At 65.5% G+C, this 24,025-nt stretch carries 39 protein-coding genes and 1 tRNA gene; 9 read left to right on the top strand and 31 right to left on the bottom strand.

Translation table 11 applies throughout. The features are described 5' to 3' along the window. Window positions 1-2: 2 nt before the first annotated feature. From E4S61_RS12890 to E4S61_RS12775, 24 genes are read right to left on the bottom strand one after another with little or no spacing between them, the layout of a single operon-like run. Window positions 3-500, bottom strand: coding sequence for an uL15m family ribosomal protein (locus E4S61_RS12890; RefSeq protein ID WP_135304337.1), 498 nt, complete (start codon window positions 498-500; stop codon window positions 3-5). Continuing rightward, on the bottom strand, window positions 500-964 hold the full coding sequence (gene rpmD, locus E4S61_RS12885; RefSeq protein ID WP_135304336.1) for a 50S ribosomal protein L30: 465 nt from the start codon (window positions 962-964) through the stop codon (window positions 500-502). Before rpmD ends, E4S61_RS12890 begins: the two co-directional genes overlap by 1 nt. Then, on the bottom strand, window positions 964-1,602 hold the full coding sequence (locus E4S61_RS12880) for a 30S ribosomal protein S5 (RefSeq protein ID WP_135304335.1): 639 nt from the start codon (window positions 1,600-1,602) through the stop codon (window positions 964-966). The genes rpmD and E4S61_RS12880 overlap by 1 nt, the downstream gene beginning before the upstream one ends. Beyond that, window positions 1,599-2,162, bottom strand: coding sequence for a 50S ribosomal protein L18 (locus E4S61_RS12875; RefSeq protein ID WP_135304334.1), 564 nt, complete (start codon window positions 2,160-2,162; stop codon window positions 1,599-1,601). The genes E4S61_RS12880 and E4S61_RS12875 overlap by 4 nt, the downstream gene beginning before the upstream one ends. Beyond that, window positions 2,162-2,611, bottom strand: coding sequence for a 50S ribosomal protein L19e (locus E4S61_RS12870; protein ID WP_135304333.1), 450 nt, complete (start codon window positions 2,609-2,611; stop codon window positions 2,162-2,164). Before E4S61_RS12870 ends, E4S61_RS12875 begins: the two co-directional genes overlap by 1 nt. Then, a complete protein-coding gene (locus E4S61_RS12865) occupies window positions 2,611-3,492 on the bottom strand; it encodes a 50S ribosomal protein L32e (RefSeq protein ID WP_135304332.1) in 882 nt (293 codons plus the stop codon). Before E4S61_RS12865 ends, E4S61_RS12870 begins: the two co-directional genes overlap by 1 nt. After that, window positions 3,492-4,028, bottom strand: coding sequence for a 50S ribosomal protein L6 (locus E4S61_RS12860; protein ID WP_135304331.1), 537 nt, complete (start codon window positions 4,026-4,028; stop codon window positions 3,492-3,494). Before E4S61_RS12860 ends, E4S61_RS12865 begins: the two co-directional genes overlap by 1 nt. Before the next feature lie 2 nt (window positions 4,029-4,030). Beyond that, window positions 4,031-4,423 (bottom strand): 30S ribosomal protein S8, encoded by a 393-nt coding sequence (locus E4S61_RS12855; RefSeq protein WP_135304330.1) that lies wholly within the window; start codon window positions 4,421-4,423, stop codon window positions 4,031-4,033. Between the two features lie 2 nt (window positions 4,424-4,425). Continuing rightward, the gene (locus tag E4S61_RS12850) at window positions 4,426-4,605 is read right to left on the bottom strand and encodes a 30S ribosomal protein S14 (RefSeq protein ID WP_135304329.1); all 180 of its coding nucleotides are present in this window, start codon (window positions 4,603-4,605) and stop codon (window positions 4,426-4,428) included. After that, window positions 4,602-5,132 (bottom strand): 50S ribosomal protein L5, encoded by a 531-nt coding sequence (locus tag E4S61_RS12845; protein ID WP_135304328.1) that lies wholly within the window; start codon window positions 5,130-5,132, stop codon window positions 4,602-4,604. Before E4S61_RS12845 ends, E4S61_RS12850 begins: the two co-directional genes overlap by 4 nt. Continuing rightward, window positions 5,129-5,869: a 30S ribosomal protein S4e gene (locus E4S61_RS12840; RefSeq protein WP_135304327.1), complete on the bottom strand. Its 741-nt coding sequence runs from the start codon at window positions 5,867-5,869 to the stop codon at window positions 5,129-5,131. The genes E4S61_RS12845 and E4S61_RS12840 overlap by 4 nt, the downstream gene beginning before the upstream one ends. Then, window positions 5,866-6,228 (bottom strand): 50S ribosomal protein L24, encoded by a 363-nt coding sequence (gene rplX, locus E4S61_RS12835; protein WP_135304326.1) that lies wholly within the window; start codon window positions 6,226-6,228, stop codon window positions 5,866-5,868. Before rplX ends, E4S61_RS12840 begins: the two co-directional genes overlap by 4 nt. 4 nt (window positions 6,229-6,232) lie before the next feature. After that, window positions 6,233-6,631 carry a 50S ribosomal protein L14 gene (locus E4S61_RS12830; protein ID WP_135304325.1) on the bottom strand — a complete coding sequence of 133 codons (399 nt, stop codon included), beginning with the start codon at window positions 6,629-6,631 and terminating at the stop codon, window positions 6,233-6,235. Then, complete coding sequence (locus E4S61_RS12825) at window positions 6,631-6,984, bottom strand: 30S ribosomal protein S17 (RefSeq protein WP_135304324.1); 354 nt, start codon at window positions 6,982-6,984, stop codon at window positions 6,631-6,633. The genes E4S61_RS12830 and E4S61_RS12825 overlap by 1 nt, the downstream gene beginning before the upstream one ends. Then, window positions 6,975-7,262, bottom strand: coding sequence for a ribonuclease P protein component 1 (locus E4S61_RS12820; protein WP_135304323.1), 288 nt, complete (start codon window positions 7,260-7,262; stop codon window positions 6,975-6,977). Before E4S61_RS12820 ends, E4S61_RS12825 begins: the two co-directional genes overlap by 10 nt. Continuing rightward, a complete protein-coding gene (rpmC, locus tag E4S61_RS12815; protein ID WP_135304322.1) occupies window positions 7,262-7,477 on the bottom strand; it encodes a 50S ribosomal protein L29 in 216 nt (71 codons plus the stop codon). The genes E4S61_RS12820 and rpmC overlap by 1 nt, the downstream gene beginning before the upstream one ends. Then, window positions 7,474-8,418: a 30S ribosomal protein S3 gene (locus E4S61_RS12810; RefSeq protein WP_135304321.1), complete on the bottom strand. Its 945-nt coding sequence runs from the start codon at window positions 8,416-8,418 to the stop codon at window positions 7,474-7,476. The genes rpmC and E4S61_RS12810 overlap by 4 nt, the downstream gene beginning before the upstream one ends. Next, window positions 8,418-8,879 carry a 50S ribosomal protein L22 gene (locus E4S61_RS12805; protein ID WP_135304320.1) on the bottom strand — a complete coding sequence of 154 codons (462 nt, stop codon included), beginning with the start codon at window positions 8,877-8,879 and terminating at the stop codon, window positions 8,418-8,420. The genes E4S61_RS12810 and E4S61_RS12805 overlap by 1 nt, the downstream gene beginning before the upstream one ends. A 2-nt stretch (window positions 8,880-8,881) precedes the next feature. Further along, entirely contained in the window at window positions 8,882-9,304 is a 423-nt protein-coding gene (locus E4S61_RS12800; RefSeq protein WP_135304319.1) for a 30S ribosomal protein S19, read from the bottom strand. Continuing rightward, window positions 9,301-10,023 carry a 50S ribosomal protein L2 gene (locus tag E4S61_RS12795; protein WP_135304318.1) on the bottom strand — a complete coding sequence of 241 codons (723 nt, stop codon included), beginning with the start codon at window positions 10,021-10,023 and terminating at the stop codon, window positions 9,301-9,303. The genes E4S61_RS12800 and E4S61_RS12795 overlap by 4 nt, the downstream gene beginning before the upstream one ends. 2 nt (window positions 10,024-10,025) lie before the next feature. Next, window positions 10,026-10,283: a 50S ribosomal protein L23 gene (locus tag E4S61_RS12790; RefSeq protein WP_135304317.1), complete on the bottom strand. Its 258-nt coding sequence runs from the start codon at window positions 10,281-10,283 to the stop codon at window positions 10,026-10,028. Beyond that, the gene (rpl4p, locus tag E4S61_RS12785; RefSeq protein ID WP_135304316.1) at window positions 10,280-11,020 is read right to left on the bottom strand and encodes a 50S ribosomal protein L4; all 741 of its coding nucleotides are present in this window, start codon (window positions 11,018-11,020) and stop codon (window positions 10,280-10,282) included. The genes E4S61_RS12790 and rpl4p overlap by 4 nt, the downstream gene beginning before the upstream one ends. Window positions 11,021-11,023: 3 nt before the next feature. Beyond that, complete coding sequence (rpl3p, locus tag E4S61_RS12780; protein WP_135304315.1) at window positions 11,024-12,040, bottom strand: 50S ribosomal protein L3; 1,017 nt, start codon at window positions 12,038-12,040, stop codon at window positions 11,024-11,026. Window positions 12,041-12,044: 4 nt separating this feature from the next. Further along, a complete protein-coding gene (locus E4S61_RS12775) occupies window positions 12,045-12,890 on the bottom strand; it encodes a putative RNA uridine N3 methyltransferase (protein WP_135304314.1) in 846 nt (281 codons plus the stop codon). Between the two features lie 278 nt (window positions 12,891-13,168). Here E4S61_RS12775 and E4S61_RS12770 point away from each other — a divergent pair. From E4S61_RS12770 to E4S61_RS12750, 5 genes are all read left to right on the top strand, one after another. Then, a tRNA-Gly gene (locus E4S61_RS12770) sits at window positions 13,169-13,239 on the top strand. A 336-nt stretch (window positions 13,240-13,575) separates the two neighbouring features. After that, on the top strand, window positions 13,576-13,908 hold the full coding sequence (locus tag E4S61_RS12765) for an MTH1187 family thiamine-binding protein (RefSeq protein WP_135304313.1): 333 nt from the start codon (window positions 13,576-13,578) through the stop codon (window positions 13,906-13,908). Window positions 13,909-13,932: 24 nt separating this feature from the next. Next, complete coding sequence (gene mch / locus E4S61_RS12760; RefSeq protein WP_135304312.1) at window positions 13,933-14,865, top strand: methenyltetrahydromethanopterin cyclohydrolase; 933 nt, start codon at window positions 13,933-13,935, stop codon at window positions 14,863-14,865. Next, the gene (locus E4S61_RS12755; RefSeq protein ID WP_135304311.1) at window positions 14,865-15,347 is read left to right on the top strand and encodes a hypothetical protein; all 483 of its coding nucleotides are present in this window, start codon (window positions 14,865-14,867) and stop codon (window positions 15,345-15,347) included. Before mch ends, E4S61_RS12755 begins: the two co-directional genes overlap by 1 nt. 83 nt (window positions 15,348-15,430) lie before the next feature. Continuing rightward, a complete protein-coding gene (locus E4S61_RS12750; protein WP_135304310.1) occupies window positions 15,431-16,075 on the top strand; it encodes a class I SAM-dependent methyltransferase in 645 nt (214 codons plus the stop codon). Here the strand turns inward: E4S61_RS12750 and E4S61_RS25440 are convergent. The 4 genes from E4S61_RS25440 to E4S61_RS12735 form a co-directional block, all read right to left on the bottom strand. After that, complete coding sequence (locus E4S61_RS25440; protein ID WP_167768492.1) at window positions 16,069-16,218, bottom strand: NAD(P)H-binding protein; 150 nt, start codon at window positions 16,216-16,218, stop codon at window positions 16,069-16,071. The two genes, E4S61_RS12750 and E4S61_RS25440, sit on opposite strands and share 7 nt — an antisense overlap. A gap of 47 nt (window positions 16,219-16,265) precedes the next feature. Then, window positions 16,266-17,945 carry a GTPBP1 family GTP-binding protein gene (locus tag E4S61_RS12745; protein WP_135304309.1) on the bottom strand — a complete coding sequence of 560 codons (1,680 nt, stop codon included), beginning with the start codon at window positions 17,943-17,945 and terminating at the stop codon, window positions 16,266-16,268. 238 nt (window positions 17,946-18,183) lie between these two features. Beyond that, window positions 18,184-18,864: a phosphoglycolate phosphatase gene (locus tag E4S61_RS12740; RefSeq protein ID WP_135304308.1), complete on the bottom strand. Its 681-nt coding sequence runs from the start codon at window positions 18,862-18,864 to the stop codon at window positions 18,184-18,186. A 43-nt stretch (window positions 18,865-18,907) separates the two neighbouring features. Continuing rightward, window positions 18,908-19,498 carry a J domain-containing protein gene (locus tag E4S61_RS12735; RefSeq protein WP_135304307.1) on the bottom strand — a complete coding sequence of 197 codons (591 nt, stop codon included), beginning with the start codon at window positions 19,496-19,498 and terminating at the stop codon, window positions 18,908-18,910. Window positions 19,499-19,607: 109 nt separating this feature from the next. Here E4S61_RS12735 and E4S61_RS12730 point away from each other — a divergent pair, with 109 nt between their 5' ends. After that, a complete protein-coding gene (locus E4S61_RS12730) occupies window positions 19,608-19,820 on the top strand; it encodes a hypothetical protein (protein WP_135304306.1) in 213 nt (70 codons plus the stop codon). Between the two features lie 82 nt (window positions 19,821-19,902). Here the strand turns inward: E4S61_RS12730 and pyrF are convergent, their stop codons facing one another. Beyond that, window positions 19,903-20,730: an orotidine-5'-phosphate decarboxylase gene (gene pyrF, locus E4S61_RS12725; RefSeq protein WP_135304305.1), complete on the bottom strand. Its 828-nt coding sequence runs from the start codon at window positions 20,728-20,730 to the stop codon at window positions 19,903-19,905. A gap of 125 nt (window positions 20,731-20,855) precedes the next feature. On the opposite strand from pyrF, the gene E4S61_RS12720 reads away from it, so the two are divergent. Beyond that, complete coding sequence (locus E4S61_RS12720) at window positions 20,856-21,332, top strand: hypothetical protein (protein WP_135304304.1); 477 nt, start codon at window positions 20,856-20,858, stop codon at window positions 21,330-21,332. On the opposite strand, the gene E4S61_RS12715 is transcribed toward E4S61_RS12720, so the two are convergent. Both E4S61_RS12715 and E4S61_RS12710 read right to left on the bottom strand, forming a co-directional pair. After that, window positions 21,329-21,697, bottom strand: coding sequence for a hypothetical protein (locus tag E4S61_RS12715; RefSeq protein WP_135304303.1), 369 nt, complete (start codon window positions 21,695-21,697; stop codon window positions 21,329-21,331). The two genes, E4S61_RS12720 and E4S61_RS12715, sit on opposite strands and share 4 nt — an antisense overlap. Then, window positions 21,697-22,137 carry a DUF2240 family protein gene (locus E4S61_RS12710; protein WP_135304302.1) on the bottom strand — a complete coding sequence of 147 codons (441 nt, stop codon included), beginning with the start codon at window positions 22,135-22,137 and terminating at the stop codon, window positions 21,697-21,699. The genes E4S61_RS12715 and E4S61_RS12710 overlap by 1 nt, the downstream gene beginning before the upstream one ends. Before the next feature lie 126 nt (window positions 22,138-22,263). Here E4S61_RS12710 and E4S61_RS12705 point away from each other — a divergent pair, with 126 nt between their 5' ends. Both E4S61_RS12705 and E4S61_RS12700 read left to right on the top strand, forming a co-directional pair. Then, window positions 22,264-23,268: a deoxyhypusine synthase gene (locus tag E4S61_RS12705; RefSeq protein ID WP_135304301.1), complete on the top strand. Its 1,005-nt coding sequence runs from the start codon at window positions 22,264-22,266 to the stop codon at window positions 23,266-23,268. Between the two features lie 71 nt (window positions 23,269-23,339). Continuing rightward, window positions 23,340-23,846 carry a GNAT family N-acetyltransferase gene (locus tag E4S61_RS12700; protein ID WP_135304300.1) on the top strand — a complete coding sequence of 169 codons (507 nt, stop codon included), beginning with the start codon at window positions 23,340-23,342 and terminating at the stop codon, window positions 23,844-23,846. Window positions 23,847-24,025 lie beyond the last annotated feature (179 nt).

Here is a 24,025-nt window from a genome sequence, read left to right as displayed (position 1 = left end):
CGTTACTCCTCGTCGTCCGCGTCGGCCTCGTCGTCTTCGGCTTCCGCTTGCCGTTCCTGGCCGCGTTCGCTCAGTTCCGTCGCGCCACCGGCCGATTCGACCTTCTCCGTTGCACCGTCAGAGAAGGCGTCCGCGACGATGGTGAGTTCGTTACGAACTTGCCCGGCACCGAGCACCTTCACCACGTCGGCCTCGTAGCCGTCCTCGACGACGTCACGGGCGTCGATGTGGTAGCCGTCACCGTCTTCTTCGGCGACGCCGTCGGCTGCCAGCAGCGGCGCGTTCTCGTCGAGTTCGCGGACGTCAATCGTCGCGACGTCCGCTTGAACCTGCTCCGGGCGGTTGAAACCGCTCTTGCCCAGCGGCTCGTAGTTGTGGAACTCGTGTTTGTCACGGCCGGCGGCACCGCGGCCACCGCGATGTCCGGCACCGCGTCGGTTCTTGTGCGACCCGCCACCGTGCGTGCGCGACCCGCGCTGTCGTCGTTTCTTGCTCGTCATTATCGCATCGCCTCCAGGAGGTCGTCGATCCCCTCGGTGTCGTGTTTCCCGAGTTCACCGCCTTCCTTGGTGGGATGTTTGATGCCCTCGTGGCCGCCGCGTGGCGGGTGCAGACGAAGCGTCGGGGAGAGACCCTGCTCTTTGAGCGTCGTCTCCTCTTCGACGAGCGCCGAGGCGAGGCCTTCGACGTCGTCGTAGTCGGTGTTCTCGCCGACCCACTCGTCGTCGATGTCGGCGTCGCCTTCGAGCGGCTCGCCGCGCGTCGAGAGCAGGAGTTCGACGGTCTCCTGACTCGGCTCGCCGAAGGCCACGAAATCGTTGACCTTCGAGACCATCCCGCGGTACGTCTCCGTCTGCGGGACCAGCGTCGCGTGGTTGACGTGGTGGATGTTCAGCATCTTCAGCGTGTCGTGGATGTCCGTATCCATGTTGACGTCACCACGAATCTGAACGAGCGCTTGCATCACTCGATCACCTCACGCTTCTCGAACGTGCGCTCGGGGACGCGAGCCTCGGCCGTGTTCTGCAAGGCGTTGAACGTCGCCTTCGCGAAGTTGACCGTAGTTCGCGTGTTCCCGCTACTGCGCGTCCAGATGTCCTCGATACCGGCCAGTTCCAGCACGTGGCGGACGGTCTCTCCGCCCGCGAGCCCCAGCCCGCGCGGTGCGGGCTGTAGCTCAACCTCGACGCTCCCGGCCTTGCCCTGCGTGCGTAGCGCGACCGTGTGCGGACGGCCACAGCCACACTCCCAGGACCCACAGCCGCGGGAGACGTCGATGAGGTTCAGTTTCGCCACGTCGATGGCCTTCTGGATGGCACCGCCGACCTGGTCGTCACGCCCTTCAGCGTAGCCGACGAGGCCGTCGCGGTTCCCGACGACGACGACACAGCGGAACTTCACCCGCCGGCCGGAGTCGGTCATCCGCTGGACCATGTTGATGTCCAGTACTTCGTCTTCCAGATCGGGGACGAGCTGGTCGACGACTTCCGATTCTTTCAGGGGAAGCCCAGATGTCAGCGCCTCCTGCATGGAGTCGATGTCGCCCTCGGCAACCCGCTTGCCGAGGCGTGTCCGGGGTTCCCAGCCGTTGTTAGCGCTCATAGTTCGATGTCACCTTCGAGTAGTGTCTCCCGCACTTCGTCGAAGTGTTCCGGGAGGTCTTCGGCGTCGAAGTCTCCGCTGTACAGCGGGTCGTCCAGCTGTTCTGCGTACTCGGCGATGTGGGCACCGCGCGTGCGCTGCCAATCGGCGAGCACGTCGTCGTTGTGGGGGACTTCGAGCCCGGCGTCGATTGCGCCTTCCTGTATTGCGAATACTTTGCTACCTGGGGTCGGGGTGTTGAGGCCGATGTCGAGCACCGCTTCCTCGACGCCCGCATCTTGCGCGCGAAGCCCGGCGAGCAGACCGGTGAGGTATGCCGCGGGCATGTTGCCCGTCGGGGCCTCCCAGCCGTACTCTTCGAGATCGCTCGAATGTGCGGCCGCGAGCGTTCGGTCACCGTTCTGGCCAAGCGTCACCAGCTGCGCCCTGACGTGCTTGTTGCTCTTTCGAGCAACGAGGCGGGGCTTGCCGGATTTCAGCAGGCGCAACCGCTGATGGTAATCGGTACGGGCCTCGCGGCGTCGCCGCATCGGCACGTTGTATCGTGGTCCTGTCGCCATTATTCGTCACCGTGGTTTGCGTCGATATATCGTTCGAGGTCGGCCACGCTGTCGAACTCGCCACCGCCTGCCTTATCGTACAGGTCGCGGTACTGCGAACTCGAGAGCGTGCCGTCGTCGCGCAGTTCGCGCAGCTTCTTTCGCTGTGCGCGGATGCGCGACTCCCATTCTTCTTTGGGGTCCTGACGTGCCCCGGCCTTACCTTTTCGGTTGCCGGCACCTTTCTGGTGGCCGTACGCACGCTTCTTCTGGCGTTCCCGGGCGCGGCCGCGGGAGTTGCCCTTCTTGTCTTTCGCCTGGATGGCGCCCTCATCGACTAGTTCGCGCACGTCCTCGCGGGTAATCGCGTCCGCGATGTCCCCTTGCTGTTCGGGGTCGAACCAGACGCGATTCTTCCCGACGTCGAGGACGTCCGCTGCGAGTCGCTTCTGTGCGGAGAGGTCCGTCATTACTCGTTCACCTCGACTTCGACGTAGGTGGGGTTGAGCACGCGGATACCCGCGTCCTCGGCTGCTTCCTCGATGCGCTCGCGCTTGCGGGCACCAACCTTCGAGGCGATCCGGGCCGCCTCGACATCGCCGTCGATGCCCTCTAAGTCGTCCACGTTGTGCACGCGGACCTCCTCGAAGCCCGAGGGGTGCTTCCCGCGGACTGCCTTCGGCGAGCGGAAGCCCGCCTCGACCGTGTCGCCTTTCCCTTTGATGCCGCGGCGCTGCTTCGATAGCTGGCCGCGCGGGCGGCGCCAGGCGGTCGGGACGCGCTTTTTCTTGTGGTAGTCCTGTCGGTTGAACTGCGGCGTGCCGACGCGGTGTCGCTGTGCCAGCAGTCGAGCCGCTTCGTCGTCGAGGTCGGGCGTCTTCTCGGCGAGCCCGCGAGGCTGGAGTTCCGTCTCCACGTCCTCGTCGGGCTCTTCTTCGCCGCCTTCCTCTTCGACTTCGGCCTCGGTCTCGGTATCGACTTCGAGTCCGCCGACGTCGGCCTTGATTCGGGCCGCGAGCGCGTTCCCGATACCGTCGACCTCCGCGAGTGCGGACTGGTCGGCAGCGCGAACGTCGTCGACCGTGTCGAAGCCGGCCTCGCGAAGCGATTCGGCCTTCGAGTCGCCGACGCCGCTGATGTCGGTCAGCTCGAGTTCTTCTTCTTCCTCGCCGTCGTCCGTTTCGGACTCCTCGTCCGATTCGGCCTGCTCTGCGACCTCGTCGGGGTCTTCGGCGCGCTCGCCGTCGAGCGGCTGTTCGGACTCGACGTCTTCCTGCGGGCCGTCACCCTGTGTGAGGGCCTCCTCGTTCGCGTCGGCGTCGCTGCTTTTTCTGTCGGGGTTGTCTGCCATTAGGCGTCACCTCGGCTCGGTTTCTGGGTGATGTACACCCCGTCCTGAAACACGCGCACGTCCTTGTCGTTGATGCGCGTGAGCTGTTCGATGTCCGCGGCGGTCTGGCCGACGGCTTCGATGTCGGACCCAGACAGGGTCAGTTCCTCACCGTCGACCGACACGTCGGTGTCACCGTGGATGGTGGTCCGACGGGCCGCTCGCTCGCCGAGGAAGTTCTCGATGACGACTTCGTCACCTTCGACGTTGACCTGCATGGGGAAGTGAGAGTAGAAGACTTCCATCTCGTACTCCCAGCCCTCGGTCACGCCGTGGAACATGTTCTCTACGTGGCTCTCGAAGGTCCCGATAGTCGAGTTCGTCTTCGCGTCCGCTTCTTCGGACTCGATGACGACGACGCCGTCCTCGACGGAGACGTCGATAGCGGGATACCAGAGCCGACGCGTGACGCTACCGTTGTCACCCTCGACGGTGAGGTCGAGATGGTCCAGTTCGGCGGTCACGTCCTCCGGAATTTCCAGTTCTACTCGTGGCATTGTCAGTATACGTACGCGATGACTTGGCCACCGACGCCCTCCTCGCGGGCCTCGTAGTGGCTCATGATGCCGTGGCTGGTCGAGACGACGAGTGTCCCGTAGTCACGGGCAGGGAGGAACCGCTTCTCCCACTTCTCGAACTCGTCTGCACCCGCAGAGTAGCGGGGCTTGACCGGGCCACACTCGTTGATGGCACCTTTCAGTTCGACCTCGAACTCACCGGCCTTGCCGTCGTCGACGAAGCTGAAGCCGTCGATGTACCCGCGGTCGTAGAAGACCTCGAGGACGGAGCCGATCTCGTTCGAAGCGGGCGATACCGTCTGATCCAGATGCCCGACGCTCTCGGCGTTGTCGATGGCCGATAGGGCGTTGGCGAATGGGTCGTTTCCTGTCATGGTTAGCTGTACTTCTTAAAGCCCATTCCCCGCGAGATTTCGCGGAAGCACTGGCGACACAGCCAGATGTCGTACTTGCCGACGAGTCCCTGTTCGCGCCCGCAGCGCTGACAGGACTCGAGCTGGCCGGTCCGCTCGCTCTCGGCGGCGTCGGGCTCTTCTGTGGTTTCACTTTCGCTCATTCGCTCACCTCCACGTCGAAGGTCGACTCGACGAACGCCGTTGCGTCCTCGGGGTTGAGTCGATGGTTCGACGGAATCGAGCGCGACGCCTGGTCTCGCTTGGCGACGCGGTAGCCGGGGCGGACGAGGTTGACCGTCACGTCCAGCCCGTAGATTCCGATGCTCGGGTCGTACTCCTGGCTCGGGAACTCGGTGTGTTCTTCGACGCCGAAGCTGAAGTTGCCGGTGTCGTCGAACTGGCTCTGTTTCATCTCGGCGAGCGGCAGGGCGGTGTCGAGGAACTCTGCTGCGGCCTCGTCGCGCAAGGTGACCTTCGCACCGATGGGGTCGCCCTCGCGGATGTCGAACTCGCCGACGGTCCGCTTGGCCTTCGTCCGAACCGGGTTCTGTCCCGTAATCTCGCCGAGGATGTCCTCGGCGTTGGCGAGGTCACGGCCACCGTGACCGATGCCCATGTGGACGACGACTTTCTCGACGCGGGGTTCCCGCATCTCGTGGAAGTCACCGGATTCGCTCTCGGAACTCATTCGTCGTCACCTCCGTCGCCCGTGAAGTTCTCGTCGATGACGACGACGTACTCTTCGACCGTCTCGAAGCCGTCGGCGTCTCCCTCCGACTCCTCGCCGTCGATGTCTTCCTGCGAGACGAGGACGTTGTTCTGAGCGGAGCCGGGCGTGACCTGAATCTCGTCGACAGTCCCGATTTCGCCGGCGTGTGCGCCGTCGACGGCCGTGACGAGTGCGCCCTCCTCGTACTCGAAGTGGGCGACCACGTCGGTACTCTCGTTGTCGACGACGATGGAGTCGCCGACGTCGTAGGTCTGGTCGTCTTCGACGACGAGCGTCTCGCCGTCGTGGAGCGCCAACTGAACGTCGCCACCGGCGACGTGGGTCTTGTTGACGATCTTGCCCAGTTTGGAGTCGGCTGCGTCCGCGACGATGGGGGTCAGCGCCAGCCGACCGCCCTCGCCGGGGAACACCCGATAGTACTCGTCGCGCTCGGTGAAGGCGAGGATGTCGAACATCCCGACAGGCCGCTCCTCGTCGGAGACGGCCTTACCGTTGATGAGCACGTTGTCCTCGTTGAGCGCGTAGCGCGCTTCTTTGCGGCTGTCGGCGTAGCCGAGCACGTCCCGCAAAACGATGAGGAGGGGGACCCCCGATTCACCGTGCGGGCCGGCACCGGCCTTCACCGTAAACGTCGCTGTCTTGCGCTCTACGGGCCAGCTGTCCGGCACCGAGAGTCGCTTCTGATGCTTACTCATGCGGAATCATCCTCCGATTCGAGACGCGCTTCGCGCTGGTCGTCTTCGAGCGTCAGCTCGGTCACTCGAACGTTCGAGGTGTCGAGCGGGCGGGGGACTTCCTCGCCATCGGTCTTCTCGAGGACGACGTCCTCGACGTGGATGACGGCGTCCGTGAGGTCGACGTTGACGACTTCGGCCTCTTCGCCGGCGAAGTCGCCACGGAGCACCTCGACAGTGTCCCCAGCGTTGACGCGGACGTTTCGCTGGCCGTACTCCTCGCGGAGGTCGGCCGAGAGCGTGGCCCGCACCTGCTTGTGTCGCTCGTGGAGCGGCGCGCGTCGTTGACTCGTTCGCTGTTTGTCTGGTTGCTTGCTCATGGTTCTATACAATCATCGTCGCTGCGGAGGCGACACTTCCGAACCGTTCCGCGACTTCCCGCGAGATAGGACCTTTCAGCTCGGTCCCGCGCGGGTCCTCGTTCTCGTCCACGATGACGGCCGCGTTGTCTTCGAACTTGACGCGGGTGCCGTCTGGACGGCGGATTGGCTTTCGCTGTCGGACGACGACGGCTTCGAGCACCTGACGACGCATCTCGGGCGTCCCCTTGGTGACCGACACCGTGATCTTGTCGCCCAGCCCGGCCTTCGGATGCCGGTTTTTCGTCCCCGAGTAGCCGTGGACGGAGATGACTTTCAGCTCGCGTGCGCCTGTGTTGTCGGCACACGTGATGAGCGAGCCCTTCTCCAGTCCTTGGGTGACGTCTGCGTTGAGCGCCTCCATTAGTTCTCACCGTCCTCGGCGTCGTCTGTGGCCTCGTCCGAGCCCACACTGACGACGACGTGACTCTTCGTCTTCGAGAGCGGTCGACACTCTGCTATCGTGACCGTGTCACCGACCGCGAGGTCGAGACAGTCGGGTGCGTGAGCCGGAACGCGGCTCCGCCGCTTCATAAAGCGGTCGTACTTCGGCACCTTCACGTCGTACTCACGTTCGACGACGACGGTCTTCTCCATGTCAGTGGAAGCGACCTCACCGTCCAGCGTCTGACCGCGCACGGAGAGCTCTCCGTGGAACGGGCAGTTCTGGTCGGTACAGGTCGTTTCCGGTTCCTGTACGTTCAGTCCTAGCGCCATTTGGAATCACCTGAATTCTCTGTGCGACGAGCGGGACGAGCGACGAGCGTCTCGCCCTCGACGCGGACTCGCGGTCCGTCGTCGAGCGTGAACGCGAACGTCGCGCTGTCCTTCGGCACGTGCCACACCCGGTCTGCTCCCTCGATGGTCAGCGTCTGCGTCGTCTCAACGACGACGACTCCGCTGATGCCGATAGCGTCCGGATTGGACGCGGCGACGACCTCGACGTCGAGGCCGACGAGTTCGTGACGTGAGAGCGTCTCGGGTGTCAGTGGCATTATTCGTTCTCCTGAAGGTCGCCGTCTTCGCGCTGAATCGTCTTGATCCGGGCGATGGCCTTCTTCAGTTGTTTGATGCGACCCGGGTTCTCCGGAGCACCACCCGCGGCCTGCACGGCCCGGGCGTTGAGCAGTTCCGTCTTGAGGTCGTCGAGTTCCGCCTCTCGCTCGGCGGCCGTCATGTCACGGACTTCCTGGACGTGGAGGACGGTCATTCTTCGTCATCCTCCTGGTCGTCCGCGCTATCCATCTCGCCCATGAGTTCTTCGGCTTCGGCCTCGACGTCCTCGTCGAGTTCCTCGTCGACGGCGTCTTCGAGTTCGTCGACATCGACGTCCTCGACGTCGTCATCGGTCGGAACGTCGACCTCTTCTGCGACGACTTCCTCTTCGACCTCGGCCTCTTCGTCGCGGCCGTCGTCGGCGACCTGCTCGTCGCCGTCGTCGGGTTCGTCGGAGACCTCGACATCGGCACCCTCGACGCTCTCGTCTTCGGGTTCGCCTTCGAGGAGTTCCTCGACTGACTCGCCGTCGGTCTCGGCGACGTAGTCCTCGACCTCGACGTCCTCGTAGATCTCGAAGTCGTCGGGGAGTTCGGCGTTCGGCGGGATGATCTTCACCCGCACGCCGATGGTACCGAGTTTCATCACGGCGACGCCGACACCGCTGTCGACAATCTCTTCGGCGGGTTCGCCGTTGTGCTTGATGTAGCCGCGGTTGAACTTCTCGACGCGCGAGCGAGCGCCCGTGACCTTCCCGGAGAGGACGATCTCGGCACCCAGCGCGCCGGCTTCCATGATGCGGTCGATCGTGGTGTGACCGGCCTTGCGGAAGTACCAGCCGCGTTCGAGGGCGTTGCCCAGACGGTCCGCGACGATGCGGGCGTTGAGGTCCGGTTCGTCGACTTCCTGCACGTCGATCTGCGGGTCGTCGAGGTCGAACCGGTCTTCGAGTTCCGTCGTGATCTTGCGGATGTTCTTCCCGCCCTTGCCGATGACCATTCCGGGTTTCTCGGCTTTGAGGACGATCTGGGTCCCCATCGGGGTCTTGGCGACGTCCATGCCGCCGTAACCCGCACGACCGAGTTCGTCTGCGAAGAACTCGTCGATCTGGGTCCGCTGAAGGCCGTCTTCGATGAATTGCTGTTCGTCGGCCATCAGTTCTCGACCTCCTCAAGGATGAGTTCGACGTCGACCAGCGTGGAGTTCCAGGCGGAGGCCCGGCCCATCGCACGCGGTTTGCGACCCTGCTGTTCGCCGACCTTGTGGGCGGCGACGTGCATTATCTCCATGGCTTCACCGTCGAAGCCCTGGTGGTCGGCGTTGCCGACGGCGTTCTCCAGCAGGTCGATGAAGGCCTCGCTGGCCTTCTCCGGGTAGCGACCGGCGTCCCAGCCGTCGACCTTGCTCTTGTGGCCGACGCCCGAGTTGTGCTGTTTGAACGCGACCGGCTGGTCGCCCTCGATGACCGCTTCGAGGAACTCGACGGCGTCGCCCGCCGTCTTGCCCTTGATCTCTCGGGCGACGGCCTTGCTGTGCTTGTGGCTCATCTGCCGCTCCCGGAGCATGGCTTTCGCGGTGGTTTCCGGGTCGGCGTCGACTGAGTAGCTGATTCCCATGATTACTTGAGCGGTACGAACTTCGAGGAGCGTGTCGCCCCGATACCGGCCTGGCCGTGTTCGACGTCGCTACGGGTGAGCTGGAACTCACCGAGGTAGTGACCGAGCATCGCGGGCTCGACTTTGACGCGCTCGAAGCTCTGACCGGCGTGGACGGCGAAGGTGATGTCGACCATCTCCGGCAGCACCGGCATGTCGCGCAGGTGTGTCCGGATGGGGTCGTTCGCCGTCGCCTCCTCCTCGGCGTCGCGGGCCTTCTCGAGCAGTTTCTGCTTCTCCTCGGTCAGACCGCGTTTGATACTTCGCCGCTGGCGAGCGGGGAGCAGTTCCGCGACTTCTTCGAGCTCCATCTCCTGCAGCTCGTCGAGCGTGTGGCCGCGGAAGGAGAACTCTCCTTCGTGGCCGATTTGATATTCCGAACTCATTCGTTGCCACCTCGGCCGGTCCGCTTCGAGGCGATGTCCCCGACCTTGCGTCCCGGCGGCGTGTTACGCGAGACGGACTTGGGCTTGCCGGGGTGCTGGCGGCCACCGCCACCGAAGGGGTGGTCGACGGCGTTCATCGCCACACCGCGGACGTTGGGCCACTTCGTCCCGCGCGCTTTCATCTTGTGATACTTGTTCCCGGCCTTGACCATCGGCTTGTCAGTGCGGCCGCCGCCGGCGACGACGCCGACGGTGGCGCGACACTGCGGGTCCAGCCGCTTCATCTCCCCGGAGGGGAGCTTGACGACCGCGACGTTGCGGTCGTGGGTGAGCAGCGTAGCGTTGACACCCGACGAGCGGGCGAAGCGCCCGCCGTCGCCGGGGCTGGACTCGACGTTGCAGACCGGAACCCCTTCGGGAATCTCCGCGAGCGGGAGCGTGTTCCCGGGGGCAATCTCGGCGCTGACGCCGACCTGTAGTTCGTCGCCGACGCCGACGCCCTCGGGCGCGAGCACGAGGCGGCGGTCGCCGTCCTCGAACTCGACGGCCGCGACGGGTGCCGAGCGAGCGGGGTCGTGTTCGATGTCCACGACCGTCCCGGCGACGACGTCGCCGTCCTCGACTTTCCGGTGCTGTAGGTCTGCCTTGTAGCGGTGGGAGGGCGCCCGGAACGTGGACGTCCCGCGACCGCGTCGTTGTCCCTGAATTCGTCGTCCCATCGTTAGAACACCCCGATCCTGGAGGCGACTTCCTGGGCGTCGTCGTCCTCGGAGAGGCGAACGACGGCCTTCTTCTCGCCGTCCATCGTATTCTGTGTGTTCACGTTAACCACCGAGACCTCGTACTGGGACTCGATGGCCGTTGCCACGTCGCCCTTGTTGGCTCGGTCGTCGACGACGAACTGGAGCTTGTTGTCGAAGTCCATGTCGTTCATGGCCTTCTCCGTGACGTGCGGGTACTTGATGACGTCCCAACTCATCTGTCTGCGACCTCCTCGACGGCGGATTCGGTGAAGACGGTGAGCCGACCGGGCGCTGCGCCGGGTGCGAGGTCCTCTGCGTTGACCTCGCGGGCCGTCGCCACGTCGACGCCCGCAAGATTGCGGGCGGCCTTCGATGGCTCGTCGCTGGTCACGAACAGGATGGAAGATGGGCGGCGGTACTTCCGACCGCGTGCCTTCCCCTGTCCGGCCTTGATTTTCGTGTCGTCCGCGCGCTCAATGTCAGCGTGAAGCGAGAGTGCCTCCAGCAGGGAGACGACCTCTTGGGTCTTCACGAGGTCCTCGAAGTCGTCGGAGACGACGACGGGGACTTCGTCGCGGTCGAACTCGTGGCCGCGGTCGGCGACGAGTTCGGCGTCCGTCGTGGCGGCGAGCGCCGAGCGGACGGCGAGCTGACGTTCCTTGTCGTTGAGGTCGAGCGAACGGTCCTTCTCGGCTTTCGGCGGGTGGGCCGCGCGGCCCTTGACCGCCTGCGGGACGCGGCGGGCACGACCGTCCTGTTTCGGGACGTGTGCCTGTCCGCGACCGCTACCGAACGATTCGGCCGGAGTACGGAGACCGGCGTACTCGTCGGTCCCGTAGTCCTGCTTTCGGTTTGCCTGGGCGGCGCGAACGGCCTTCTGGATGAGGTCGGTCCGCACGGGCGTCTCGAAGACGTCCGGCAGGTCGACCTCGCCGTCGGCCTCGCCGTCCAGATCGTAGATAGTTGCCTGCATAGGTTATCCTTGGTTCGATTCGGTGGAGACGTAGCGCACCTCGGGGTCGAGGCGCGGTTGGTCGTTCGGACGCACCGCGGGGCGGAAGCGCACCAGGCGCTTGTCCGGCCCGGGCACCGAGCCCTTCACGAGCGTGTACGGCCCGTTGACCTCGCCATAGTTGACGAAGCCGCCGTCGACGGTCGCTTCGTCGCCCTCGCCGATGTCGACGAGACGCTTGTTCAGTTCGGTGCGCTGGTGGTAGCCGGTCTGGCCCTGCTGGGGGACCGTCGAGCGCACGCGGGAGGGGTTCCACGGGCCGAGGTTACCGATTCGGCGCCGCCAGCCCTGCCGGGCGTGCTTGCCCTTTCGCTTCTGGACGCCCCAGCGCTTGACGGGACCCTGCGTCCCTTTGCCCTTGGTGACGCCCGCGACGTCGGTGTACTCACCGGCGCGGAACACGTCGTTCATCGCGTGTTCCCCGCCGTCACCGACGAGTTCGAGCGCGTAGTCGAGGCGCTCTGAGAGCGAGCTACCGCCGACGCGAGTCTCCATCACGTCGGGCTTTTTCTTCGGGACGCTCGGGACGGCGTCGGGGACGGTGTGCGTGATGAGTCGCACGTCCCCGAGGTTCCCGTTGTCGAGTGCGTCGCGTACCTGTTCCTCTGCAGCGTCCGGGTCGTGGTCCTCCGGCAGGTCGAGAGTCCGGTCGAGTTCACCGTGGAACTCGTCGGTCCAGACCTCCGTCAGCGGACGCTTGCCGTACGGCGTATCTTCGTACGCTCGCAGGGCGATGGCGCGCATCGGCGGCGTCTCGACGACCGTCACCGGGACGGTCTCCTCCATCCCCTCTCGGGGGGAGTTGGGTTCGTCGTTGACGAGCACGACGTGTGTCATGCCAGCCTTGTAGCCGGCGAACCCTTGGACGCCCGCCTGCCCGTCGTCGGACGGCCAGCTGTTGAAGCGGGGCGTCTCGGTCGTCGAGCGCTTGCGCGGGCCGAAGCCCAGCGAGCCTTTGCGTGGTCTGCTTGGTTGTGGCATACGTTTACTCCGTGAGGGTTAGACAGGCAAGGGAGGCGAACAGTGCTTCTTCCGTTCGCACCACCTCGCTGCCCTGGTTCGGAACCGTATTCAGCCAGAGGTCGAACCCTGTGGGGTCGTCGCTTGTCTGGTCTCCGCCGACGGAGCCCGGGTCCACGTCGAGTATCGACGGTAACCCACGCTCGGGTGCCCCGAAGGCGACTGTCATGCTGCCCTCGGCATCCCGGCGCTCGGCCAGTTGGCCGAGACGCCGCGTCGTCGCCGGCTCACCGTATCGCGATGACGCGATGGTGAGTCCGGCGTCGTCACGCGAGAGTGCTGCATCGAGGTCCGCGGTAACGACGTCGAACCCCGGCGTGGGGTGATCGACGAGTTTCGCCCGGACCGGCCGTCGCGAAGAGACCCTGACGGTTACGCGCTCCCCCTCCGCCGCTTCCAGACCGTCTGGAACGGGGAGGGAGATCGGGTGTTGCATGCCGCAATTGACCCGGACGCGCCCATCAGCTCCGACCTCGGTCACGATTCCCTGTCTTAACGACCCCGAACCCTCAGATCCGGAGCCGGTCTGTGAACGCACGCGGAGCGGCGGCAGGACGCCGACGTACTCTAGTTCGTCCCGCTTGCCCCACATCTCCTTTCGGAGGTGCGGGGGCGTCGCGGCGTACCGCAGCACGGTTTCGACGAACCCGTCTTCCCATTTGCCCGCCCCGTCTGGGTCGGGAAACACTGTCAGCCGGTCGGCCCGGAACACGGTGGCCGCGCGGGCCACGTATCCGAGCTTGCGAGTCGCCTCACGGCGGTCTTCGGCTTCCCGTGTGAGGGAAGACGGCACGAGTACGCTGGTCGTCATGCCGTGACGCTTCCACGTCGCGCCACTAGACTGTGCCGATACTTCTCCGTCCCTACGGTAAAAAGACCCCGCTTCGCGCGTGCGTTGAGACGCGTTCACACGGCCCGTCGCCGCCGATAGCCCCCGAACAGCCCACCCGGTCTTTGCCGGTTCCGAAAGGATGGGTCGCCTAACGTGGCCGAACGACCCGGTAAGTAGAATGCCCTCACGTCCCACGATTTCCCCGGAAAAACGGAAGGCTTTTTACTGTCACCCTCGCCAGATTGTGATGTAACAGGGCGCTGGTAGTGTAGTGGTATCACGTGACCTTGCCATGGTCACAACAGGGGTTCAAATCCCCTCCAGCGCATCTTCTACGACCTTTTTCGTCGTCGGGTTTCCTCGTGAGCCTCCGGCTCACTGCGGAGAACCACTCCTTGAAAAGCGTCCTCAGAAGTCGAAGACTTCTGACGGGTTGCGTTAGAGCTTCGCTCTAACGAACGTCGGTGAAAAAGGCCGAATCCTCGCTTCGCTCAGATTCGGTGAACCGGCGGCTTCGCCGCCGGATGCTCTCAGCCTGCCCTTCCCCGTCTTCGCGGCACGGAGGCCGCTCCCGGCCACCGTTCATGCGTCGCACGCGAGACATACTATTAATTGAATCAGTCGGAACACCAGCGTTAGGTCGGGGCCGTTCGAACGTTCGATTATGACCTGTATCGGCTTCCTGTCCGTCGCACCGGTCGTCGAAGAGAGTATGGCACCGTACGTCGCCGACGCCGTCGCGGCGTTGGACGACTTCGACGTGGAGTACGAGACGACGCCGATGGGGACGATCATCGAGGCCGAGGACAGCGAGGAACTGTTCGCGGCGGCCCACGCTGCACACGAAGCCGTCGGCGCGCAGTCGGACCGTGTCGAGACGTTCCTGAAGATCGACGACAAGCGCGGGGTCGACCAGCGCGCCAGCGAGAAGGTAGATGCCGTCGAGAAGTCGCTGGGACGCGAGGCGCGCAGCGGCGCGTCCGAAGGCGGAGATTAAAAGGCAGGCTGTCAAAGGCCGAGTATGGACAGTCTCAATCGGATGGCCACGGAACTCGTCGACGAGGCCATCGACTTCGCGGACGAACTCACGATAGACGTACACGCGCTCTCGGGCGACGCCGCGGTACTGGACTTCGGCGTCGAGGTTCCCGGTGCCGTCGAGGCCGGGATGTTGCTCGCTGAAATTCAGACTGCGGGGCTGGCGACGGTCCAGACGACGATGGATTCCGTCGGCAGCGCACCGCTGACGCACGTCGAACTGTCGACCGACCACCCCGCGCTGGCCCTGCTCTGTTCGCAGAAGGGCGGTTGGGAGGTCGCCACCGACGACTTCGAGGGGCTCGGCAGCGGCCCGGCCCGCGCGCTCGTCGGCGAGGAGGACGTCTTTCAGCGCATCGGCTACCGCGAGGACGCCGACTTCGCCGTCCTCGCGATCGAATCCGACGAACTCCCCGACGAGGCCGTCGCCGGGCAGATCGCCGAGCGAACCGGCGTCCCCGAGACGGCCGTGTTCATGCCGACGTTCGCCACGGCGAGCGTCACCGGCAGCGTCGTCGCGGCCGCCCGCGCCGCCGAACTCGCCGTCTACCGTCTCGCGGAACTGGGCTTCGACCCCACGGCCGTGCTCTCGGCGAATGCGCGAGCGCCGATGGCTCCCGTCGCCGGCGACGAGGCGGCAGCGATGGCTCGCACGACGGACGCGCTGGCCTACGGCGGCGAGGTTCACCTCACCGTCGACGAAACATTTGACCGCTTCGACGAGGTGGCATCCGTCGCCGGAGAGGAGTACGGGCGACCGCTCGAAAGCGTCTTCGACGACGCTGACTGGGCGTTCGACGACCTTCCCGTCGAACTGTTCGGCCCGGCAACGGTCACCGTCGACGTGGTCGGCGGCGACACGCACGTCGTCGGCGAGACGCACGAGGACGTACTGGTCGAGAGCTTCGGCCTCTGATGCGCTACAAGGTGGCTCCGCCGGCCCGCTCGCTCGACTTCCTCGACGACGCGCGAGGGGCCGTTCCGCTGGTCCCCGACGGCGAGTCCGACTGCTGTCGCGCCATCCAGCGAGCCACCGACGTCGCCGACCGGGAGACGGCTCGGGAATACCTCACCTTCTTGCAGGCGCTGGGCCTCGTCGCCAAGAGCGACCGCGGCTACCACCGCACGCGAACGGAACTCGACCGAGTCGCGCTGGCGGCCGCCTTCCGCGAGAACGTCTTCGCCGCCGCGGAACTACTCGACGTACTCGAAGATGGCGACGGCCCGCTCACCTCGACGGACGCGTTCGAGCGGGTTCGAGATACTGTCCCGCGCTGGGAACGCGAGCGCCACGCGGATTGGGAGCGCGTCTGGCGAACGCGTGTCGAACACTTGCTCGGGTGGGCCAACGTGTTCGGACTCGCGTCGCGGACGGACGACGGGTACGATGCAGTGTAGGAATACCGGCAATCCTCGCGCAGTTTCTTGTCGGTGGCTTCCCTCAACAGAGACATGCTGTCACTCAGAGTAGCGGATCGGCGATGAGCGCCCCCGTCTGGCACGGGTTTCCGCCGTACCGGCCGGGCACTCGACCGGTTTCTGCCCGGGCCTACGGGTTCGATGCAGCGTACTCCGGCGTGCCGGCGTGGGACATCGGACGTCCGCAGCGGGCCTTCGCCGAACTCGCAGACGCCGGGGAGATTCGCGGGCGCGTCCTCGACATCGGCTGTGGCACCGGCGAACTGTCGCTGTATCTCGCCTCTCGGGGCCACAACGTCCTCGGCGTCGACTTCGCGCCCCAGGCCGTCGAGCAGGCCCGACAGAAAGCGCGGTGGCGCGATATCCCCGCAGTGTTCCTCGTCTGGGACGCGCTCCGCGTGGACGACCTGTCGATGCGCTTCGACACGGTGACGGACTCGGCGCTGTTTCACTGCTTGAACGACGCAGAGCGAGACAAGTACGTAGCGGCCGTCCACGCCGTGTTGAACCCCGGTGGACACTTGTTCGTCCTCGCGGCGGCGGCCCCCGAACGCTGGGGCCGCCAACCGGGCGGCGTCGCCTACTCGGAGTTCACAGAGCGGTTCGACGAGGGGTGGACTGTCGCGTGGGTACGGAACGCTCCCTTCGAGAATCGCCGGTATCCGTATCAACACCCGGCGTATCTCGTCAAGGTGGTCCGTCAGTAGGCGATGCCGACTCGCTCTCGATGATGACCGCCTCGAACCGCCGCGTCGCGGACGAACGCAGTGACGCCGTGGCCGTCGCTGTGGGCGTACTTACAGATGCGACGACCGACCCGGCCGCTTGCGCCGAAGACGAGCAGTTGCATGGTACCGGCGACGCATCTGACGGATAAACCGATGATACCTAACTGAGTCAGTCGGTCGTGACGTCGGTGACGGTTCCGACGCCCTTCGAGCGGCCTTCGCGGAAGACGAACTTCTGGCCTTCCTCGACGAAATACGACCGGAACTTGAACTCGACGGTGGTCTCTCCGGCATCGCCGGGCAGGAGCTGTCCGCCCTCCGGACGGAACGACGCCGCCTCGCTGATCGTCTCTAGGTGGACGACCGGCTCGTAGCCCTCGCCGATGCGCGTCGGGTGGTTCAACACCATCACCTCGGCCTCGAACTCGCGGACTCCTGCGGGGTCTGCGTCCGCTGGGAGGAGGACCATTCCGCGTTCGATGTCCGGTTCGCGGACTCCCTTGAGGGCGATGCCGACGATGCGACCGGCCTTGGCCTCGTCGACGCGATGATAGTGCATCTCGATGGAGCGCACCTCCACCTCACGGAACGCGCCATCTTGCATCGGTCCGAGCAGAAGCTGGTCGCCGGCCTCCACCTCGCCGGATTTGATAGTGCCCGAAGCGACCGCGCCGACGCCCTGGACGTTGTACGTCCGGTCGATGTACATTCGGAAGTCGCCGACTTCGCCGCTGGTCTTCGGAAGCGCCTCGAACATCGCGTCGAGGTCGAGCAGGCCCTCCTGCGTGACGGCGCTGGTCGTCACGACGGGCACGACCGTCTCGGAGATTTCCTCGATAGCGGTCTCGACGCCGTGGCGCTCGACCCGGAGCGGGGTCTTATCGACCTCACGCAGCGCCCGTTCGACGTCGCGTTCGACCTCCGCGACTCGCTCGTCGCTCACGATATCCACTTTCGTGAGGGCGACGATGGTCGGGAGGTCCGTCGCCAGCAGGATGCCGAGGTGTTCGCGGGTCGTCTCGGTGACGCCGTCGTCGGCGGCGACGGTAAGCAGCCCGTAATCGAGCTTCTGCCCGACCAGTCCCCGGATGGTCGTCCGGAGCCATGGTTCGTGGCCCACCGTATCGACGAACGAGACGAGTCGATCGGACTCCTCGACGACCCGCGCGCGGTCGCTCTTTCGATGCGGATTGTCCATCCGAATCGGGCCGTCCTCGTCGAAGCCGTAGACGCCGTAGGAGAGGTCAGCCGAGAGCCCGCGCTCGACTTCGTGAGGTTGCACGTCAAGGAAGCCGCGGGTCCCGCCTTCACCGTCGTCGGCCTCGCCGGTCACCAGCGACCCGACAAGCGTGGACTTCCCGTGGTCGACGTGGCCGGCGGTGCCGACGACGATGTGGTCGTCGTCTTCGAGTACCGCCCCTTCCCGGATGGTGGCGACGCCGACGATCCCATCGAGCGGGCTCTCGTTCGCCTCGCCTGTCACGCCGTCGGCAGAACCGTCGGTTCCGCCCCCTTGCGGGACCGACGACCCTACGCCGTCGACGCCCCAGGTCTTGACCTCCTCGATATGCGCGCCGGCCTCGTCGGCCAGCAGGCTCAGGACGTCCATCGACTCGGAGAACTCGTCTGACGAGATGCCCGCCAGGCCGCCGTCGTCGGTGACGCCGACCACGTAGGTCGCCTCCCCATCGCCGGAGAGCACGCGGTGGCGTAGCTGTGCCGCCAGTGATTCGAGCCGTCCCTCCGAAAGATGCAGGTCTTCGGTGAGCCGTTCTTTGAACTCGACGCTACCGCCCTCCTCCTCGCCGCGGTCGAGGGCGCGACGGAGGACGGCCCGGTCGGGGCTCATGGGGGTCCGTAGCGGGTGGCGAGATAAAAGCCTTCCCCGGGTTTGGGCCTGCTTACCGGTGTTTAGCGCAGTGAATGCGACTATCTATCACAATAGCCGGCGACGAGGGTTTATCAGTGAAAGCGGGACCAACGGAGCGTATGTGACGAGTCGCCACACGGGACGCCGCGAGCGTGTGACACCGCTCCCGTGCGGACGCGAGCGAAAATTCGGTGTCGCCAGTCCGCTACGGAGACTTCTACCGACGGTACGGCGCAACGGCTTCGAGAAACCCGTCGGCGTACTGAGCGTCGGTCACGCGGTCGGCACGGGCCTTCGCCGTCATGTCGGCATTGGCGACGGCGACGGACTCGCCAGCCACCTCGAACGCCTCCGCGTCGTTCTCCGAGTCGCCCACAGCCAGAAACGCCGCCGGGTCCAGTGACAGTTCCGCACACACCGCTTCGAGTCCGGTTCCTTTGTCCACGCTCGGGTCGGTGACGTGGTAGGCGAAGCCGGTGTCGAGGACGACGAGGCCGTACTCGGCAGCCAGCCGTTCGAGCGGTTCCAGCGGTTGGTCGAGGCTGACGACGACCTCCGTCTCGCGCCAGCGGTTGGCGAGGTCGACCGACCCGAACCCGAGTTCGTGACCCAGGTCGCGATACGCCTCGGCGACGGCCAGACACGCTTCGTGGTCGCCTTCGAACTGGAGTTCGTCAGTCGCCTCGACGAAGACGACGCCGCCGTTCTCCGCGACGACGGTTCGCTCGATGCCGAGAAACTCACAGAGGGCAATGGGGAACGGCATCGCCTTTCCGGTGGCGATGACGACGGGTTCGCCCCACTCTCGCAGGACGGGGAACACTCGCGGGTCGATGGCGCGGGATTCGTCGGTGAGCGTGCCGTCGATGTCGACGAGAAGCGGCGGCGTCTCGGTCATGTCCTCACTGACGCCCCGGTCGGTTTGGCCGTTGCGGTCGCGGTCAGTCGGTCAGCGTCTCGTAGGCGGCTTTCACCCGCTTGAACTCCGCCTCGCTGCCGGTGTCGGTGTCCGGATGAACCTCCTTGACCTTCTCGCGGTACGCCTGCTTGACCGCACCCTGGTCGGCACTCGCGTCCAGGTCGAGTCGGGCGTATGCCTCGCTGGGAGTCGGGCCGTTTGTCTGCTGGATGCGCTGGCCCTGTCGCTGGCGTCGCTGCTGTCGCGCCTGCTGTTGTCGGCCCTGTCGTCGGCGTCGCTGTTGCTGTCTGGCTTGCCGCGCCCGTTGGGCGGCCTCGCGAACTCGCTGTCCGCCCCGCGGTGCCTCCCACTCCTCGCGCGGGCCGGCACCGAACCCGCCGCGGGGCGCGCCGCGCTGTCGCCGCGCCCCGCGGGCGGCCCGCCGTTCGACTCGCTCGTAGACGTCCGCCGCCAGTTTGCCGCTGGCGTGGTAGTACATGAAGTACGCCGACGCGCCGAACAGCAGGGCCAGGAAGAGGACGGCCGGGTTCACTACCACCCCGACTACGGTGAGCATGCCTGTCAGGACGGCGAACACCGCAGCGACCCCCGTGATGAGACGGTCGTACTGCACACCCGGAGTTTGGACCAGAGAACCGTAAGCGTCTCGCTCGTCGTTGCGAGTCCGTCGTCTCGCAGTTGCAACCCGAGCGTTCAAGGCGAAAACCGTGCTATTACATCACATGAGTGTCTCCGGCCTCTGTAACATTTGTGAGAACGCAGACGTCGAACACGGCTGTGACCGCTGTGGCAAACTGGTGTGTGACCGGCACTGGGACGAAACAACTGGCCTGTGTACCGAGTGTAGCGCCGAAACTGGCGGTGGCCGCGGCAAGTCCGAGGAGCCCACGAACCCCGACGACATGCCCGACGGCGTCGACACCTACGAGTTCTGAGTTGGACGGACTGCTGTAGTTCGGTGCTGGTCGACCGCACGATGCCGTACAGCTGGCCTGGAAAGAGCCATGGCAGTCCGTCTCAGCGGAACTGGTTCAGTTTCGTCTTGAGTTGTTTCGCCGACTGACCGGCGGCCTCGAAGAACTTCTCCGGAGCCCCGCGGTTAGTCACGTCCTCGCCGGCGAAGATGATGCCGCGCGAGGAGTTGACGAGGCCGACGCCGTCGGCGAGGCCATGCTCGACGGCGGCCTCGGCGTCGCCGCCCTGCGCGCCGACGCCGGGGACGAGAAACGGGATGTCGGGGACGAGTTCGCGTATCGCTTCGAGTTCCTCGGGCGCGGTCGCGCCGACGACGAGCCCGACGTTGCCGTTGTCGTTCCAGAGATCCGCGAGGTGGACGACGCGTTCGTACAGTTTCTCGCCGGAGGCCAGTTCTAGGTCTTGTAAGTCGGCACCGCCAGGATTCGAGGTGCGACCGAGGACGAAGATACCCTTCTTCTCGTGCTGGAGGAACGGTTCCAGCGAGTCTCGACCGAGGTACGGATTGACGGTGATGGCGTCCGCGGCAGGGCCGTGGTCGTCTTCTAAAATCGTCGCGTACTGGCGGGCCGTGTTGCCGATGTCGCCGCGCTTGGCGTCTAAGAGAACCGGCACGTCCTTTCCGTGAGCGTAAGCGATGGTCTCTCGGAGCGCGCGCCAGCCGTCGGGGTCCTCGTAGAACGCGGCGTTTGGCTTGTAGCAGGCAGCGTGTTCGTGGGTCGCGTCGATGATGCGGCGATTGAACTGCCAGCGCGGGAGGTCCGCGTCTTGCACGCTCTCGGGGAGGCGGTCGGGGTCGGGGTCTAGCCCCACGGAGACGACGGAGTCGGCGGCCGCGATGCGGTCGTCGAGACGGTCGAAGAACTGCATAGGTAGCGCGGCGACGGGGACGAATACAAGCGTTTCCCTCTCTCAGTGCCAGTCAACGACCACCCAAAATCACATTTGAGAACTGGCCCCGCGGCTATTTGAGAGAGGAGGTGAAAGCGAGCGTCATGGACCGTTCCCTCGACGTCGGTCACGTCGCGGAGACACTGCCCGACGTGGGGCAGACGCTCGAAGACCCGCGACTGCGACCGTTCGGCGTGCTCGGTGGGACCGTGTTGCTGGCACTCGGTGCGTCACTGTCGCTCGCGCCCACCACCGGACAGTGGACCTTCTGGTCGAACGCGGTCGCCGCGACGCTCGTCTTCGTCGGCGTCCCGCTGTTCAGCCTCGGACTGGCGGCGGCCGAACCGCCGTCAGACTCGCGATTTCACATCGGTGTGAACCTCTCGACGAAACAGCGCCGCGCGGTCGCGATTGGCGCGCTCTGTATCACGCTCGCGCCCGTCGTGATGGCACTCGGCTCTCCGCTGGGGCTCTCCCTACTCGTGTTGGCGACGGCCGCGACGATGGCGTTCGTCGGGTCGGCGCTCGTGCTCACCGGATTCGTCGCGTGGACTGCCGAGACGCTGGGCGAACCGGCCTAACGGTCGAGTCCGTCAGCGAGCACGTCGACCAACGCCTTGGCCGCGGCCCCGCTATGTGCGACGACGACCGCCTTCTGGCTGGTGTCCCCGTTCGATTCTTCGACCGTCACGTCCGCTCTGTCGAAGTCTACGTCCCGTTGCTCTGTCAGCGTCAGCCGTGCGGTGTTGGGCGTGACGTGGACTTCGCCGAGCGACTGGCCGTCGGCTTCGATACCGAACGCGAACGCGCCGTCGGCCGTCGGTTCCACGTCCCGGTCGGCGTCCACGACCGAAACGTCGGCGAGCGGACCGCGTTCTAGTCCAGTCAACTCAGAAGCGAGCAGCTGTGCGATGCGTTTGCCGTCGGTGATTTGGTCTTCGACCATCAGAGTTCCTCCCGTGCATTGGCCGCGATATCCTCGACGGCCACGCCCTCGCCGCGGGCGTAGACTACCGCCGCAGCCTCCAGCGTCACGCCGAGATCCGACTGCAGCGAGTTGATGCCAGCGACGGCGTCCTGTTTCTCGACGCCGCTTTCGACGACAGCGTCCAGAATCCGCTCGAACGTCGACCGAGAGCGGAGAATGTCCTCGCTCGGCACGAATCCCTCTGGCACGTCCACCGCCGCGGCGTCGAACGTGACCGCGAGGGCGTCGTCCGCTCGCTCGACGAGGCCCTCACTGGCAGCGACGTCGACGAGCGTCTTCGCTTGGTCCGGTGAGAACCAACTCCGGTCTAACGACAGGGCGACGACGAACTCGCTCTCGGCCATTCGGTCGGTGCCACGCTGGCGGAACGGCGCGGCCACGGCCGTCTTCAGACTCATCGTTCCGGGAACGACGCGGGCAGGGCGTAACGGTTGCGGTTGGTGGCGGCTACCCGGCGCGCGTCGGCGTCGCACGTTCGATACGAACCGCGTCGTTCAAGCCATCGGCCGGACCAGAGGGGAGCAATGAGCGACCACGAGGACCGCGAGACGTTCAGACACGACCCCATCGGCCACGCGGAGGCCCGCGCGGGGATGACCGTCGGCGAGCTGGCCGAGAGCTACGGCGAGGCCGGAATCGGCGCGAACGACCTCCACGAGGCCGTCGACATCTACGCCGAGATGTTAGACGAGGACGTGACGACGTTCTTCGGACTGGCCGGCGCGATGGTCCCCTCGGGGATGCGCGCTATCGTCTCCGAGTTGATTCGGGACGGCCACATCGACGTGCTGGTGACGACGGGCGCGAACTGCACCCACGACAGCATCGAGGCCATCGGCGGGAAACACCACCACGGCGAGGTTACGCCTCCCGAGAAGACCGAGCGCGAACACGACGAGACGCTCCGTGACGAGGGCGTCGACCGCATCTACAACGTCTACCTTCCCCAGGAGCACTTCGCGCTGTTCGAGAATCACCTGCGTGAGGAGGTGTTCTCCGAACTGGAAGCGGCGAGTCCGGTCTCCATCCAGCGCATGACCGAGGAACTGGGCCGGGCCAACAGCGAGGTCAACGAGCGCGACGACGTGGCCGAGGACGCGGGCGTGCTCGCGGCCGCCTACGAGAACGACGTGCCGGTGTACTGCCCGGCGTTTCAGGACTCAGTGTTGGGTCTGCAGGCGTGGATGTACTCCCAGACCAGCGAGTTCACCGTCGATGCGCTCGCCGACATGACCGACATCACGGACATCGCCTACGAGGCCGACAGCGCGGGCGCGATGCTCGTCGGCGGCGGCGTCCCGAAGAACTACACGCTCCAGACGATGCTCGTCTCGCCGGACGCCTACGACTATGCCGTCCAGTTGACGATGGACCCCTCGAACACGGGCGGGCTGTCTGGCGCGACGCTTGACGAAGCGCGCTCGTGGGGGAAACTGGAGAAGGACGCCCGCAACGTGAGCGTCTACGCCGACGCGACCATCACGCTGCCACTGGTCGTCGCCGCGGCCCGCGAACGCGCTGGGGAGTAGCGGCTAATCGAACGCTGAGCGGTCCAGCGACCAGGCGTAGTTCTATGGTCGTCCGAGTCATACGTTCACATATGTCATTCCAGATTAGCGTTCGGCCAGCGACCGAACACGATATTACCGCGATTCAGCAGGTGGCACACGCCGCGTGGCACGCCGTCTACGACGACATTCTCGGTGAGGAGGCCGTCGACACGCATCTCTCGGAGGGGTACGCCCGGAACGTCCTCGAACGGATGATCGACGTAGACGATATCGGTCTGTTCGTGGCGACGGTCGACGACGATGTCGTTGGGTACGCCAGTTGCGGGATGACCGACCCCGTCGGCATCGGCGACTTAGACCTCTACGTCCACCCCGATTACTGGGGCGAGGGAATCGGCAGCGAACTGCTAGAGCGCGGGAAGAAACACCTGAAAAGCCTCTCCGTGCGAACGATTCGTGACGAGGTCTTGGTCGACAACGAGGTCGGCAACGCCTTCTACCGAACCCACTTCGACCACGTCGGCGAGCGTACTGCCCGTCTCGGCGGGAAAGAACTGCCAGTGAACGTGTACGAACTGTCGTTAGCGAGGGTCTGAGCAGCGAGGGACTGGCGCTCCCTCGGGCAGTCGGGCGGCAATGCCACCCGACGACGAAGCAAAGACTCCCGAACAGCGAGCGGAGAACGGAGTGATACGCGAGCAGTAGCGTGATCGTCGCGCCTCGCTCTCCCCGCTCTACCGAGTGTCCTCGCTTCTGCTTCGAGGGTCTGCATTAC

This window comes from Haloarcula amylovorans, from assembly GCF_004681185.1.
Taxonomy (GTDB): Archaea; Halobacteriota; Halobacteria; order Halobacteriales; family Haloarculaceae; genus Haloarcula; species Haloarcula amylovorans.
Note: the sequence above shows the minus strand (reverse complement) of the source record. Positions and strands in the feature narration are given on the sequence as shown.

Coding starts and splice junctions, on each gene's coding strand:
- E4S61_RS12890 (WP_135304337.1), bottom strand. CDS start 500: ATGACGAGCAAGAAACGACGACAGCGCGGGTCGCGCACGCACGGTGGC.
- rpmD (WP_135304336.1), bottom strand. CDS start 964: ATGCAAGCGCTCGTTCAGATTCGTGGTGACGTCAACATGGATACGGAC.
- E4S61_RS12880 (WP_135304335.1), bottom strand. CDS start 1,602: ATGAGCGCTAACAACGGCTGGGAACCCCGGACACGCCTCGGCAAGCGG.
- E4S61_RS12875 (WP_135304334.1), bottom strand. CDS start 2,162: ATGGCGACAGGACCACGATACAACGTGCCGATGCGGCGACGCCGCGAG.
- E4S61_RS12870 (WP_135304333.1), bottom strand. CDS start 2,611: ATGACGGACCTCTCCGCACAGAAGCGACTCGCAGCGGACGTCCTCGAC.
- E4S61_RS12865 (WP_135304332.1), bottom strand. CDS start 3,492: ATGGCAGACAACCCCGACAGAAAAAGCAGCGACGCCGACGCGAACGAG.
- E4S61_RS12860 (WP_135304331.1), bottom strand. CDS start 4,028: ATGCCACGAGTAGAACTGGAAATTCCGGAGGACGTGACCGCCGAACTG.
- E4S61_RS12855 (WP_135304330.1), bottom strand. CDS start 4,423: ATGACAGGAAACGACCCATTCGCCAACGCCCTATCGGCCATCGACAAC.
- E4S61_RS12850 (WP_135304329.1), bottom strand. CDS start 4,605: ATGAGCGAAAGTGAAACCACAGAAGAGCCCGACGCCGCCGAGAGCGAG.
- E4S61_RS12845 (WP_135304328.1), bottom strand. CDS start 5,132: ATGAGTTCCGAGAGCGAATCCGGTGACTTCCACGAGATGCGGGAACCC.
- E4S61_RS12840 (WP_135304327.1), bottom strand. CDS start 5,869: ATGAGTAAGCATCAGAAGCGACTCTCGGTGCCGGACAGCTGGCCCGTA.
- rplX (WP_135304326.1), bottom strand. CDS start 6,228: ATGAGCAAGCAACCAGACAAACAGCGAACGAGTCAACGACGCGCGCCG.
- E4S61_RS12830 (WP_135304325.1), bottom strand. CDS start 6,631: ATGGAGGCGCTCAACGCAGACGTCACCCAAGGACTGGAGAAGGGCTCG.
- E4S61_RS12825 (WP_135304324.1), bottom strand. CDS start 6,984: ATGGCGCTAGGACTGAACGTACAGGAACCGGAAACGACCTGTACCGAC.
- E4S61_RS12820 (WP_135304323.1), bottom strand. CDS start 7,262: ATGCCACTGACACCCGAGACGCTCTCACGTCACGAACTCGTCGGCCTC.
- rpmC (WP_135304322.1), bottom strand. CDS start 7,477: ATGACCGTCCTCCACGTCCAGGAAGTCCGTGACATGACGGCCGCCGAG.
- E4S61_RS12810 (WP_135304321.1), bottom strand. CDS start 8,418: ATGGCCGACGAACAGCAATTCATCGAAGACGGCCTTCAGCGGACCCAG.
- E4S61_RS12805 (WP_135304320.1), bottom strand. CDS start 8,879: ATGGGAATCAGCTACTCAGTCGACGCCGACCCGGAAACCACCGCGAAA.
- E4S61_RS12800 (WP_135304319.1), bottom strand. CDS start 9,304: ATGAGTTCGGAATATCAAATCGGCCACGAAGGAGAGTTCTCCTTCCGC.
- E4S61_RS12795 (WP_135304318.1), bottom strand. CDS start 10,023: ATGGGACGACGAATTCAGGGACAACGACGCGGTCGCGGGACGTCCACG.
- E4S61_RS12790 (WP_135304317.1), bottom strand. CDS start 10,283: ATGAGTTGGGACGTCATCAAGTACCCGCACGTCACGGAGAAGGCCATG.
- rpl4p (WP_135304316.1), bottom strand. CDS start 11,020: ATGCAGGCAACTATCTACGATCTGGACGGCGAGGCCGACGGCGAGGTC.
- rpl3p (WP_135304315.1), bottom strand. CDS start 12,040: ATGCCACAACCAAGCAGACCACGCAAAGGCTCGCTGGGCTTCGGCCCG.
- E4S61_RS12775 (WP_135304314.1), bottom strand. CDS start 12,890: ATGACGACCAGCGTACTCGTGCCGTCTTCCCTCACACGGGAAGCCGAA.
- E4S61_RS12765 (WP_135304313.1), top strand. CDS start 13,576: ATGACCTGTATCGGCTTCCTGTCCGTCGCACCGGTCGTCGAAGAGAGT.
- mch (WP_135304312.1), top strand. CDS start 13,933: ATGGACAGTCTCAATCGGATGGCCACGGAACTCGTCGACGAGGCCATC.
- E4S61_RS12755 (WP_135304311.1), top strand. CDS start 14,865: ATGCGCTACAAGGTGGCTCCGCCGGCCCGCTCGCTCGACTTCCTCGAC.
- E4S61_RS12750 (WP_135304310.1), top strand. CDS start 15,431: ATGAGCGCCCCCGTCTGGCACGGGTTTCCGCCGTACCGGCCGGGCACT.
- E4S61_RS25440 (WP_167768492.1), bottom strand. CDS start 16,218: ATGCAACTGCTCGTCTTCGGCGCAAGCGGCCGGGTCGGTCGTCGCATC.
- E4S61_RS12745 (WP_135304309.1), bottom strand. CDS start 17,945: ATGAGCCCCGACCGGGCCGTCCTCCGTCGCGCCCTCGACCGCGGCGAG.
- E4S61_RS12740 (WP_135304308.1), bottom strand. CDS start 18,864: ATGACCGAGACGCCGCCGCTTCTCGTCGACATCGACGGCACGCTCACC.
- E4S61_RS12730 (WP_135304306.1), top strand. CDS start 19,608: ATGAGTGTCTCCGGCCTCTGTAACATTTGTGAGAACGCAGACGTCGAA.
- pyrF (WP_135304305.1), bottom strand. CDS start 20,730: ATGCAGTTCTTCGACCGTCTCGACGACCGCATCGCGGCCGCCGACTCC.
- E4S61_RS12720 (WP_135304304.1), top strand. CDS start 20,856: ATGGACCGTTCCCTCGACGTCGGTCACGTCGCGGAGACACTGCCCGAC.
- E4S61_RS12715 (WP_135304303.1), bottom strand. CDS start 21,697: ATGGTCGAAGACCAAATCACCGACGGCAAACGCATCGCACAGCTGCTC.
- E4S61_RS12710 (WP_135304302.1), bottom strand. CDS start 22,137: ATGAGTCTGAAGACGGCCGTGGCCGCGCCGTTCCGCCAGCGTGGCACC.
- E4S61_RS12705 (WP_135304301.1), top strand. CDS start 22,264: ATGAGCGACCACGAGGACCGCGAGACGTTCAGACACGACCCCATCGGC.
- E4S61_RS12700 (WP_135304300.1), top strand. CDS start 23,340: ATGTCATTCCAGATTAGCGTTCGGCCAGCGACCGAACACGATATTACC.